Raw genomic sequence first — 12,310 nt, 5'->3', positions numbered from 1 at the left:
TAGAGATTGTGGGGTGATGGAAAAACCATGTAGATCTGTAGACCTTGGGAGTCACAAACTTAATGTAAAGTCTGGTAACAAGTAAGTCCAATAGCTATCTGCGATAAACTAATAGCCTAAAACTATCAAGCAATCATGGATCTTCGCCAACTCCGCTATTTTGTTGCCGTAGCCGAAGAGTTGCATTTCGGGCGAGCAGCCAAACGGCCATACATCACGCAGCCGGTCCTGAGTCAACAAATTCGCCGTCTTGAAAGCAGTCTGGACGCACAGCTTTTTGCCCGCACCAAACGTAGCGTTCGTATGACTGACGCCGGTCGCACCCTCCTTCACGAAGCACGCAACTCTTGCAGCAGGCCGAGCGCGCCGTGGAATCGGTACAGAAGGTCAGTCGCGGCGAAATCGGACAATTGACCGTTGGGTTCACCGGCCCTGCCTGGTACACAATCCTGCCCGAGATGGTCAGACAATTCCGCGAGCGTTTTCCTCAGGTGGAAGTGGTGTTGGAAGAACTGTGCACTCCCGAGCAGGAAGCGGCTCTGCAGGCCGAGCAAATTGATATTGGCTTTCTCCATCCCCCAGTGGCTGTTCAACAGTTACAGCTCATTCCGCTAAGACGCGAATCCTTGATTGTGGCTCTGCCAGAAGGCCATGCTTTGGCAAATTGCGACGAGCTGCCCTTCGGTCAGCTAGCTGACGAACCCTTTATTCTGTTTCCCCGCCACATGGGACCCAATTTGTATGCCCAGATTCTGGAGTTGTGTCGAGACGCGGGTTTCAGCCCGAATGTCGTGCAAGAGGCGGCTCCCCAACCGACAGCCGTAGGTTTAGTTGCAGCGGGGATTGGCATTGCCCTAGTGGCCGAGTCCCTGCAAAATTTGGGACGACCTGGGGTGGCTTATCGGCCGCTGCAGGAACCCTCTCCCAAGCTCGAGTTAGCAGCAGCATGGCATGGCGAGAACGCTTCTCCCATCCTTCTAAAGTTTCTCGAGGTTATCGAGGGTGCATCTCTGGCAACTGTAGCGCTTTAATTCAGTGTCAGTGCCGATCGCATTAGTTACGTGGAGGCCCACGGCACTGGCACCTCCCTCGGCGATCGCACAGAAGCTCGGGTTTTGGCAGAAGTACTGCGTCCGGATGAAAAAAGCGATCGCCCATGTTACGTCGGCTCGGCCAAAACCAACATCGGGCACTTGGAAGCAGCAGCGGGTATTGCCGGCCCGATCGAAGCTGTGCTGGCGATGCAGCACGAGGTAATTCCCCCCAATCTCAACTTGAAACAGCTCAACCCCGAGCTGGCGTTCAACAGTGGTGCCTTCCACATCCCTACCCAACTGCAACCGTGGCCGAGGGGTGAAGAGTCTCGTTGTGCTGGCGTCAGTGCCTTTAGCTTTGGGGGAACCAATGCCCATGTTGTTCTCGAAGAAGCTCCTGTCCAGTCTTGTCCCGATATTTCCGCAACTATGCCTGCAGGTACAGTCACTCCTAACCATCGAGAACGCCCCTGGCACGTCCTCACGCTGTCGGCAAAAACGCCCGAGGCGTTACAGGCAATAGCTGCGAGCTACACTGACTGGCTCGACTCCCATGCCCAGCTCGCGATCGCCAACATCTGCTTTACCGCCAATGTTGGGCGCTCGGCTCTCGACTATCGTCTGTCGGTGCAAGCTGACTCGATCCAGACGTTGCAGCAGGAATTACTCGCTTTCAGCACGGATGGCACATCCACGCCATTGCTGCAGAGTTCCGAGCGCTGCAGCCGCCCGCCCAAGCTTGCCTTCCTGTTTACCGGCCAAGGATCGCAGTATCCCCACATGGCGGCAGAACTGTACGCGACCCAGCCTACATTCCGTCGCACACTCGATCGCTGCGCGGAGTTGCTGCAGCCTTATCTACCGCAGCCGCTGTTATTGGAAGCAAACGTCATCATCGGAGAGATGACCCAAGATGTGAATCATCCTTTTTTCTACGAGCATCCTAAAGATCACGTACCGGGGATGTACATGATTGAAGCAGCTCGGCAGGCTGGTACAGCCCTGACTCACTGCTTCTACGAGGTGCCGTTGACGCGAGCCTACATTCTCGATGAGTTAAAGGCAGATTACGGCAGGCAACGGGGACGATATCGTGAATGGCGATGCCGGCAACGATATCGTGTTTGGCGGCAACGGTCGCGACATTATTAATGGCGGTCTTGGAGTCGACGTGCTTATCGGCGATGACGGTAACGATGTCATTTCAGGGGGCGATGGGGATGATGTACTCAATGGCGACAATGGCGACGATATCCTCGACGGCGGTGCTGGCAACGACTCGATCGCGGGCGGCCAAGATGACGATCGCGCTTTTGGCGGCGATGGCAACGACGAGCTAGCGGGTCAAGACGGTAATGATTCTCTCAATGGCGATCTTGGCGACGACGCGCTGAGTGGCGGCCGCGACGATGATTTTCTCTTCGGTGCGAGTGGCAGCGATATCCTGCTCGGGGATAGCGGCAACGACGAGTTAGTGGGCGGCCTCGACAATGATTCTCTGGAGGGCGGCGACGGTCTCGACACCCTCGCGGGCGTCAACGTCTTTGTGCCCGCATTTGGCTTTGGCGTGGGCGAAATCGATTCTCTTACCGGCGGGGCGGGTGCCGATGTGTTCGTACTGGGGGATGCGAGTAGTGTTTTCTACAGTGATGGCAACGCCTTTACCGCAGATACCAGCGATTACGGGTTAATTGAAGATTTCAGGTAAAAATAGGTGATTTCACTCTGCTCGGACCGTTTGTCCAGATTTATACCGCTACTCACCCGATGAATCCCGACTTACGTCGTACCCATGAGTTCGCCAAGCCCATCGACATAGGGTCTGATGTGTGGGTTGGAGGCGGAGCAATCGTCTGTCCGGGAGTGACAATTGGCTCTAAATCTGTCATCGGCGCAGGCAGCGTAGTTACAAGGGATATCCCTGCTAAAACCTTCGCCGCCGGTAACCCCTGTCGCGTCATTCGGGACATAACAGAGTAAAGAGCTCGGGCAAGGTTCATTCCAGGTAACAGTCAAAGCACCGTTCATCAGTGAAATCGGCCCAGCCAATCAAAAAACTGTCACACCCTCTTCCCGCCAACCTAAAAGCGTTCGCCACAATAGAGCTATCCCCCGCTCTCCAGCGGGCTAGAGGATATCCCCATGACTGTCGACGATCGCTTCCGCCGCCAACTCGCCACCGAACTCGATCGCTGGGTTGCCGAAACTCTCATCGCCCCCCAACAACGCGATCGCCTGCGGCAGCATTACCAGCTCGATCGCCTCAACAGCTCCGCCAGCAATCGCTTCACCACCGTCTTACTCACCATTGGATCTATCCTCATCGGCCTAGGGGCTATCTCATTTGTCGCCGCCAACTGGGACTCTATCCTCCCCAGCGTCAGAGCGATCGGCATTCTCGCGCTCATGCTCGGCTTCGACATCGCAGGCTACCAACTATGGCAAGGCAGCACTCGAGCGGCATTGCAGCGTTTGGGCACAGCCCTACTACTTGTCGGTCAATTGATGCTGGGAGCCAGCATCGCTTTAATGGCCCAATGGCTGCAAATCAGCGGCCCCCCCAGCGGCTTGTTTTTGTGGTGGGGCATCGGCGTCACTGTTATGGCCTACAGCCTCCGACATGTCTTCAGTGGCGCATTGTCCGTCCTCCTGATTCTGGCCGCCTTTTTCAGCGGCCTCAATTCCCCCTCGCAAGCTGCTTACATCGACCTTGTCATCGACTGGATGCCCCTCCTCATCCCCGCCATTTTTCTACCCCTAGCCTATTGGTGCCATTCCCGCTGGATATTTGCCTTCGCCACCCTAGCCACCTGCTTCTCTTTCGTCGGCACCACCTTCGCTCGCGCGGCTTGGAGTGACAACGCGATCGAACATTGGTTTTTACTCGGCTCCTTCGCGATCGCCTTCGGTCTCTGGGCAGGCAGCTTCTGCCACCAGCGCTATCTACCGCAACTGCAGGAAAAACTGGGGTTGGCTCACCCGAGCGATCGCCTTGAAAAACAGCTCGACTTTGCCCCTATTGCTCAATTTCTCAGTCTGTTTGGCTGGCTGAGCTATCTGTACGTCCTCGGCTTTGCAGACACCCTCTATCGCTGGGGCACAAGCGGTTGGGACTTTACCCCTCTCCGAACCACCCTCAACCTCCCCCAAGCCGGGTTGCCGGGTCTCTTCGTCGCTATCTACTGGGCGATTGCCCTCATTGCCTGGATTGCTAACTGGCGCGATCGACAATCCTTTCCCCAACCAGTGCGAGTGATGGACACCGCGATCGCCATCGTTGCCGCCAGCATGCTCCTCATCCTCCATATCGGCAGCTTCTGGGGTTTCTCCCTCATCGCCGTCAACGCCCTCTACTTCGGACTATCCGGCACCTTAGCGTGGCAAGGCTTGCAACTGGGGATCCGCTGGCGCTACTGGCTGGGCCTCCTCGCCCTCACCCTGCAAATCCTCAGTCGCTTCTTCGAATACGACACCGGCTTACTGGTCAAATCCCTCGTCCTCGTCGCTTGCGGTATCGGCATTATCCTCGCTGGGCTCAGCTTCGAACGCCGCCCCCGATCGCCTCAAGTCCTCCCCCATAACTCGTGACAACAGATAAAGGATTGCTCTGATGACCTCTTCCCCCCTTCGCCGCCGCTTCCCCTGGAAATTTGCTCTTCCCCTCCTTTTCCAACTGGCGATCGTCCTCGCCATCCCCATCCCCAAAGCTCTCACCCTCGCCACAGGCGAAACCCTCTACCTCCAAACCGTCCCTATCGATCCCTACGATCTCCTGCGCGGCCGCTATATTACCCTCGCCTACGCAATCGAAAATCACCGTAGCCTGAGCAACCTTCCCGGCTGGGAATCGGAAGAGGAATTGCGCGATGCCGGTGGCAATCTGCCCGACTCGATCTATTTAGTCATGGAGCTGGAGGAGGATTCTGCCAATCCCGTTCGTCCCTGGCAGGTGGTGCGAGTCGCGTTTGACCTTCCCACCGATCTCGCAGAGCGCCAGCGCATCTTAAAAGCCCGCTATTCCCGCTATGGCAACATTGATGTGGGCTTGAGTCAGTACTTTATTCCCGAGGCGATCGGCGACGAGTTAGAACGAGATATTCTAGAGCACCGCAACAGCACCTTGGTCGAAGTAAAAGTAGACGATCGCGGCAACAGTGCCTTAGTGGGGTTATGGGTGGAAGATCGATCCTATTAAACTGCGGTTGCCCGCCATCGCCCTCAACAGCCCTAGATGAGATACTGGCAGGTGACGGCACTGCTCTAACGCAGGCGATCGCCTCTAGCATCAAGTGAAAGGCTTGATTTCCCCTACCTGCAAAGCCTATACCCAACTGGACGCCGCACGAGCCTGGTGTCAATCTGTGCGCGGCCTGCAACCCTTTTTCGCCTGCGCTGTGGGCTTCACCGAAACCGCCCTAATACCTGGAATCTCGGCTGCCGGTGCCACCCCCGCCGCCCGCCGCTGGACGGCGATCGCCGACGCGGAAGTTCTCCTGCAAGGCTACTCTAGCCGACTGCCCACCGCCCCCGAAGGCTATCCTTCCCCCGTCGTCATCAGCCAAGCCATTTGCCAGCAGCTCGACCTTCCCCTCGCTGTCTTCGACTGCGGTTTGCCCGAGCGCGTTCCAGGGGCGATCGCCGTTCAACCCCATTCCCCCAGCACTACTGCCGCCTGCCTGAGCACGGGGCGTGCCCTCAGCCGCGACACGGTCGAAACCTTGTTTGAGTGCGGTCTGCACTGGGGAGAAAGATTGGCGGCAGAGCATCCCTATGTGGCGATCGGCGAATGTGTCGCAGGCGGCACAACCACGGCACTGGCTGTTTTGATGGCTTTGGGCTTCGATGCTGACGGCATGGTCAACAGCAGCCATCCCGTTTGCAACCACCCCCAGAAACTCGCTCTCGTGCGACAGGGGCTGGCACAGCTTCCCGATCGCCCTGACGCCCTTGCCATTGCTGCTGCAGTAGGCGATCCCGTGCAGCCGTTTGCGGCAGGCATGACCCTGAGCGCTTCCCGCACAATGCCGGTGCTGTTGGCCGGAGGCACTCAAATGCTGGCCGTCTACGCCCTCGCCCGACGACTGGCAAGCGAGTTCCACATTCCTTGGCAGCCCAGCCGAGTTGCCGTCGGCACCACCCGTTGGGTGGCCGAAGATCCCACCGGTCGGACGGTCGATTTGGCCGAGCTGCTCGCCCCCCTACCGCTGCTGGCCACTCAGCTCAGCTTCTTGCAGTCCCAATTCTCCCAACTGCAGGCTTACGAGCGGGGATATGTCAAAGAAGGCGTCGGTGCTGGAGGCTTGGCGATCGCGGCCAGTTTGTATGCCGATTGGTCGCAACCCCACCTCCTAGCCGCCATTGAAACCACCTATACTGCCCTTCTGGCAATGCCTTCACCCCCTACAATCCCTGCCGCCAAACCCAGATCCGTCTAACTCTACCCCTGCCTTCCATCAGCCTTTTCCCACTGCTGGGGCGTATAAGTTTTGAGGGCCAGTGCATGGATCGAACCCCGCATCTCTTCCGCTAGAGCTTCGTAGACCAAACGGTGCTGTTCGATCGTCGATCGCCCTGCGAAGGCTGCCGATACTACCGCCACGCGAAAGTGACTGCCTTCTCCCGCCCCAACGTGACCGGCATGGAGGTGACTTTCGTTTTCCACCTGCACTACCGTTGCCTGGAGTTGCGATTCTAATTTGCGCGCTATGCGAGTGGCGATCGGAGAAACAGGAACAGACATAACAGCTAACGATCCTCAGTTGCAATTGTTATTTTAGGTGAGGAAACCAAGTTAAGTGCTACAAGATACATATTCGCAGCATAAGCCCTAAAGCCAGTATAAAATAAATTGAAACAATCCCCTCCTCATACGGGAGCAGTGACTTTGGGCAGAACTGGCCGCCAAAAAAACTAGGATTTGCAAGAAAAGCGAAAATCTAGTATAAAATTACTACAGCAAGTTATCTAAAAACTAATGGGGGATGATTCCGAACTACACGGTCTGCCGCCCAGTGGGAAATGTAGAGGAAGACTGCAGGTCGAGATTGCCCCTCGGGTACTCTACTTGTTGAATGTTTTGATACTTTTCAGGATTGCTTAAAGTTTTCTCATTAGAATTGAGGATATGGTACATCGCCAGGGCGTTCGGAACGCTCGCCACAATTACCGCTTTCGATTGAGGTTGAGTTCGCTCTCGGTGCGATTGACCCTGGTGTTGGCTGGTCTGACGGCTGCGACCGGTGCAGCCGTAGCACTTTTGGCGGCCAGTGCGGATCTGCGATCGCCAGATTCCTCCTCAGAATTGTCTGTCCGGGCAGAGTCCCGTTTGCCAGCCCCTTGGATGGGGTGGATGGCAGGGGCGGCAGCAGGAGGCACAGTTGTCGGTTTGGCGAGCTGGACATTAACCGCCCCATTACGCCAACTGGCTCGCCGATCGCGAGCGTGGCCGCAGTTCGCCTCGGGAGTGCTGGAGCACGAGGGTCCGCCAGGGGAAACCAGCAACGAAATCGAAGCCCTCAGTGCCGGGATCGAACGAGTTCTCGGACAGGCTACACAGATCCAATCCTATTGGAATGCACTGTTGCAAGCATGCCCCGAGGCAGTGTTTGCGATCGATGCCGACGGCACGATTTCCAATTGCAATCCTGCTGCCGAACGGTTTTTGCAACGCAAACGAGCGGATCTGATCGGCTGCAAGCTATTCGATGACGCGATCGCTCTGCTGCGAGCGGACTCGCCCATTCTGTCCTTACAAGATGTCGCTGCGATCGCCGAAAATCGCATCCTAGAAGCGATCGTACGTCCCCCCAATGGACCGCCCCGCTCGATCTCGCTCTCTGTCGAACCGATCGCGCTCGAGCCTGTCAATCTATACATTGCGATCGCCCGCGATCTGACCCAGCAGAAGGCTCTCGCAACAGCTCTCCACAAGAGTGAAGAGCGCTATGCCCTAACCGCAGCAGGCAGCCGAGACGGCTTGTGGGATTGGCGGTTGAACGAGCAACGCATGACATTTTCTGCCCGCTGGCAAGCCATGCTGGGGTTGAGGAAAGGGGAGATCGGCGATCGCCCGCAAGACTGGTTTAAACGGGTGCATCCCGACGATCGAAGTCGCTTGCAGGTGGCGATCGAGGGGCACCTACAGGGAAAAGCTCCCATCTTTCAGTGCGAATACCGCCTCCGCCATACCGAGGGACAGTATCGCTGGATGAGTAGTCGCGGCATCGCGCTGCGGAACGAGAGTGGTCAGCCCTATCGCTTAGCGGGGTCTCAAACCGATATTAGCGATCGCAAACGGATGGAGTTCGAGTTTGCCCAAATGCAAGCTCGCCAGCAGTCCCTCTTCTTCTGTGCCTTAGACCCCATCATCACCGTCAGCGCAGACGGCAAAATTGTCGAATTTAATCCAGCCGCCGAACGCACCTTTGGATTTAACCGCAAACAGGTACTGGGTATGGATTTGGGCTTTGTGTTTTTGGCCCCTTGGAACCAGCGGATGCGGGAACATATGAGCCGCTACAGCGATTGGGGAACGCAATACGCGATCGGTAAAAAAATGGGGGTGTTTGCCCGCCGTGCGAACGGCAGCAAAGTTCCGATGGAAATTTCCATCAGCCGCATCCCTGTGGCCGAAACGCCACTGTTTACCCTGATCGCCCGCGATATTGCCAAACGCCTGCAATCCGCCGCCGCTCTGAAGGAAAGCGAGGAGCGATATGCATTGGCAGTGCGCGGTGCCAACGACGGCATTTGGGATTGGGAGCTCAAAACCAATCAAATGTATTTTTCCCCCCGCTGGAAATCGCTGCTCGGCTACAGCGAAGAGGAGATGGGCAACAGTCTCTACGATTGGTTCGAGCGGGTTCATCCAGACGATCTCGATAGCCTCAAAACCGACATCATGGCCCACATTGACGGGCATACCTCCCACTTCGAAAACGAGCACCGCATTTTAAACATCAAAGGCGAGTATCAGTGGATGCTCAGTCGCGGTTTGGCGGTCAGGGACAAGCGCGGACGTGCCTATCGAATTGCGGGCTCTCAAACCGACATTACCGCACGCAAAGCCGCTGAAGAGAAATTGCGGCAAGGGGCCTACTACGATACCCTCACGGGCCTGCCCAATCGGGCTCTGTTTATGGAACGTCTCCGACAGGCGATTGCGAGTAGCAAGCGGGAGCCTAATTTTGTCTTCGCCGTGTTATTCCTGGATTGCGATCGGTTCAAGGTGATCAACGATAGCTTGGGACATACTATTGGCGATCGACTGCTGTGCGAGATAGCCCGCCAACTGGAATATACCCTCAGGCCCATCGACACGGTTGCCCGTCTCGGGGGAGATGAATTCGTGCTGCTTTTAGAAGGTATCAATACCCCAGCAGAAGCAACTCAAGTGGCAGAGCGCATTTTCAGCAAGTTGCGCAAGCCCTTTGCGATTGAAGGACGGGAAATTTTTACTGCTGTCAGTATCGGTATTGTGTCACACACCTCTGGTTACAGTCGTCCCGAAGAAATTTTGCGAGACGCTGACTTAGCCATGTATCGCGCTAAAGCCGGTGGCAAAGACCAGTATGTCGTGTTTGACGCCGCCATGCGAGCTCGGGCGATCGCCCGCTTGCAGTCCGAAACGGATTTGCGTCGAGCTGTGGAACGAGAGGAATTTTCGCTACACTACCAACCGATTTTGTCGCTCTCTAGCGGACGTATTGTCGGGTTCGAAGCCCTGCTGCGCTGGAACCATCCCGAGCGAGGACTGGTTTCGCCAGCAGAGTTCATTCCTTTGGCGGAAGAAACTGGCGCGATTGTGTCGATCGGAGATTGGGTGATGTTAGAAGCCTGCCGCCAGCTAGCTCAGTGGCAGCGGCAGTTTGTCGGCGGCGATCGCTTGAATGTGAGTGTGAATGTATCCAGCAAACAAATCGCGCGACCGGACTTTGTTGAACGAGTGCAGCGCACCCTTCAAATGAGCAATCTCGCGGCTGAATCTCTCAAGCTGGAGATCACCGAAAGCATCATTATGGATAATCTCGATGTGGCGATCGCCAAATTAGACGATCTGCACGTATTGGGCACCAAAGTTTATATCGATGATTTCGGTACGGGCTACTCCTCCTTCAGCTACCTCCAAGATCTACCCGTCGATGCCCTCAAGGTCGATCGCGCCTTCGTTAGCAAAATTTGCAATAGTTCCAGCAGTTGGCAAATCGTCCAATCGATTGTCACCCTAGCTCACGCACTGGGCTTAGAGGTGGTTGCCGAGGGGGTAGAAACCCACGAGCAACTCGTTTGCCTCGGCAATCTGAAGTGCGAATTCTGTCAGGGCTACCTGATTGCTCCCCCCCTCGATGTCAATGGGGTCAAAACCTTGCTAACCGCTGAAATGGACAATATCGTTACTCTGCAATGGCACAATTCCAGCATTCAGCGACTGGCGGTTCCCAGCCAATTCCCACTAGTTGCAACGTCAGCTAAGGCTGCCAATCAATAGGAATTTACCGAGTGCGCTTACTCTGGACTGCTGGCTTCGATAAACTCCAAACTGGGTTCCGTTTGAGTCGCGCGATAATATCCCGCTTGGCTGCCCACTGTCGAATTGAAGGGATTCGCCAAATCGGGGGTGTTAATGGTGGGCTGACCGACAAATTGTTCCACGTAAAAGTCCGCATGAAACTCCGCAAACTCGAAGTATTGCTCGGTAATGACTAGGTCCGGGTGAAACAACGGTTTGGGACGGTTAATGCGACCGTACAAAATATCATCGAGATCGTCGTAGATAGGCACCTGCGCTAGGCTAGCCCTTGCACCGAGCGACAGGCCGATCGCAGCCAATGACAAAGCTACTAGATACCGCATATCTCACACCCTGAAAAAGATTGTTTTTCCTCTCGGCGACTAGAGCTTTTATGCTTCGCAAAGCGCTAGACTCAAATCCGTAGAACGCTGCATAAAGCTACGTCCTATGACTTCAATCGAGAAGTTCTCATACGGTGCGATTGTATCCGCCATCTGACATTTGGCAACCCCATAGAGTAGTCTCCGCTGCCGTCGTCCAGAGATTTCGCCAGGATATTGCCAGAACGTTAAGGGGATGGCGGGGAAAACGTTTTGCGTTGGGGCTTGGGAGGAGGTGGAGCGGTCGATCCACTCGCCGATCGATTTGCCTGATGCCTGGGACCAGAATGAGGTCTGTCCCGATCGGACGATTTTCGCCGCTTTTTGGGGCGAGGCTTGGGGGCAGGCCCGATTGCAGTTGCCCTGACGATTTCTAGGGTGGCGTCTTGACGGCGGGCTTCGAGATCCCAAAATTGACCGGGGGAATTGGGTGGAAGTTTGCCTTTGAGATACAACTTAAAGGCACTGGTTTTGCGCTTGGGGGAAGGATTGCGGGCGTTTTGAACGATTTTGACAGTGACGGATTCCTGTTCGGGAGTCACGCGAACCACTTCGCCTCGTATAGAGAAATAACCAGGTGCTACGTTCGGCATCTGGGCTGTTAAGGGCTGCCGATCGCTGTCCTCTCTAGCCGGGTCTGCGACACCGTCGCGAGGAAGATCCGCATCTTCTTTTGCCTTGCGGGCAATCTCTTCAGGCGCCCACACGCCTGCCACTTGGAGGTGCAGTCGTTCTTGCTTGTTGTTGGCACTAGTGCGGGGATAGACCACCCACATATAATCGCGCTCGGGCTGCAGGTATTTGCGCACCAAACTCATTACCCGACCCAGCAACACCGCATCGATTTGCCCTCCATCTGGCGTATATAAAGTGCCGCGAGTGAACTGCTCTTCTGACGGTTCGTAGCGCCCTTCTACTAAACCAATTGCCCGGAATTGCATGGGGGCATCTGGCGGTGCAATCGGATGGTTGCGGACGCCCTCTTCTGAAGGGTCTTGGGGAAATGTCGGCGGTGGCAGGTTGGAGACTTCTGCACGAGTCGGCGCGATGGATGCTGGGCGAGGGGGCTCAGCTTTGGGTTTCGGCGGGATGGGCCGCTGGGGCCGCTTGGGGGGGATCGGGGCACCTAGCTCGGAGGTCATGGTAGGGGTTCCGGCAATGTTGGCGGCAAGCAAGAGAGTAGACCGATTGGCAAACACCGTCTGGCGAGTGGCGATCGCGGCAGGCGTTACGTTAAACGTGTCTGGCTGCCATCGGTATTATGGTTGTAGCTGATCTTGACCCTCCCTTCAAACGCGAAGTTATGCTTCGATGGAATGCTTTTGTACTGGAATGCCGCTAAGGGCTGCTGCAGCGATCGATGAAACTTGCAGCAATGAGTTGAG

General features: G+C 56.0%; 12 protein-coding genes and 1 pseudogene. 10 read left to right on the top strand and 3 right to left on the bottom strand.

Annotated elements, in window-relative coordinates; genetic code table 11:
• Positions 1-135 precede the first annotated feature (135 nt).
• From SYN7336_RS33130 to cobT, 9 genes and pseudogenes are all read left to right on the top strand, one after another.
• On the top strand, positions 136-414 hold the full coding sequence (locus SYN7336_RS33130; RefSeq protein ID WP_083885840.1) for a LysR family transcriptional regulator: 279 nt from the start codon (positions 136-138) through the stop codon (positions 412-414).
• Positions 369-1,031: a LysR family substrate-binding domain-containing protein gene (locus SYN7336_RS27120; RefSeq protein WP_162139133.1), complete on the top strand. Its 663-nt coding sequence runs from the start codon at positions 369-371 to the stop codon at positions 1,029-1,031. The genes SYN7336_RS33130 and SYN7336_RS27120 overlap by 46 nt, the downstream gene beginning before the upstream one ends.
• An 18-nt stretch (positions 1,032-1,049) precedes the next feature.
• A pseudogene (locus tag SYN7336_RS32790) lies at positions 1,050-1,265 on the top strand (polyketide synthase); the annotation flags it as partial.
• Positions 1,242-2,186, top strand: a complete 945-nt coding sequence (locus SYN7336_RS20980; RefSeq protein ID WP_255346731.1) for an AfsA-related hotdog domain-containing protein — start codon at positions 1,242-1,244, stop codon at positions 2,184-2,186. The pseudogene SYN7336_RS32790 and the gene SYN7336_RS20980, both read left to right, overlap by 24 nt.
• Positions 2,128-2,742 (top strand): calcium-binding protein, encoded by a 615-nt coding sequence (locus tag SYN7336_RS31315; RefSeq protein ID WP_017327909.1) that lies wholly within the window; start codon positions 2,128-2,130, stop codon positions 2,740-2,742. Before SYN7336_RS20980 ends, SYN7336_RS31315 begins: the two co-directional genes overlap by 59 nt.
• Before the next feature lie 59 nt (positions 2,743-2,801).
• Entirely contained in the window at positions 2,802-3,014 is a 213-nt protein-coding gene (locus SYN7336_RS29305; protein ID WP_156820262.1) for a DapH/DapD/GlmU-related protein, read from the top strand.
• A 162-nt stretch (positions 3,015-3,176) separates the two neighbouring features.
• A complete protein-coding gene (locus tag SYN7336_RS20970; protein ID WP_017327908.1) occupies positions 3,177-4,622 on the top strand; it encodes a DUF2157 domain-containing protein in 1,446 nt (481 codons plus the stop codon).
• Positions 4,623-4,644: 22 nt separating this feature from the next.
• Positions 4,645-5,229 (top strand): GDYXXLXY domain-containing protein, encoded by a 585-nt coding sequence (locus SYN7336_RS20965; RefSeq protein ID WP_017327907.1) that lies wholly within the window; start codon positions 4,645-4,647, stop codon positions 5,227-5,229.
• 94 nt (positions 5,230-5,323) lie between these two features.
• Positions 5,324-6,469, top strand: coding sequence for a nicotinate mononucleotide-dependent phosphoribosyltransferase CobT (cobT, locus tag SYN7336_RS20960; protein WP_017327906.1), 1,146 nt, complete (start codon positions 5,324-5,326; stop codon positions 6,467-6,469).
• A gap of 2 nt (positions 6,470-6,471) precedes the next feature.
• Here cobT and SYN7336_RS20955 read toward each other — a convergent pair whose 3' ends face one another.
• A complete protein-coding gene (locus SYN7336_RS20955; protein ID WP_017327905.1) occupies positions 6,472-6,774 on the bottom strand; it encodes a BolA family transcriptional regulator in 303 nt (100 codons plus the stop codon).
• Positions 6,775-7,158: 384 nt separating this feature from the next.
• Here SYN7336_RS20955 and SYN7336_RS28365 point away from each other — a divergent pair, with 384 nt between their 5' ends.
• On the top strand, positions 7,159-10,521 hold the full coding sequence (locus SYN7336_RS28365; protein WP_051039856.1) for an EAL domain-containing protein: 3,363 nt from the start codon (positions 7,159-7,161) through the stop codon (positions 10,519-10,521).
• Positions 10,522-10,538: 17 nt separating this feature from the next.
• On the opposite strand, the gene SYN7336_RS27105 is transcribed toward SYN7336_RS28365, so the two are convergent.
• Together SYN7336_RS27105 and SYN7336_RS27100 are read right to left on the bottom strand one after the other, a co-directional pair.
• Positions 10,539-10,886, bottom strand: coding sequence for a hypothetical protein (locus tag SYN7336_RS27105; protein ID WP_017327903.1), 348 nt, complete (start codon positions 10,884-10,886; stop codon positions 10,539-10,541).
• A gap of 227 nt (positions 10,887-11,113) precedes the next feature.
• Entirely contained in the window at positions 11,114-12,067 is a 954-nt protein-coding gene (locus SYN7336_RS27100; RefSeq protein ID WP_156820261.1) for a hypothetical protein, read from the bottom strand.
• Between the last annotated feature and the right edge of the window lie 243 nt (positions 12,068-12,310).

It is taken from the genome of Synechococcus sp. PCC 7336, from assembly GCF_000332275.1.
Lineage (GTDB): Bacteria > Cyanobacteriota > Cyanobacteriia > Thermostichales > PCC-7336 > PCC-7336.
This window is presented reverse-complemented; position numbering and strand designations above follow the sequence as displayed.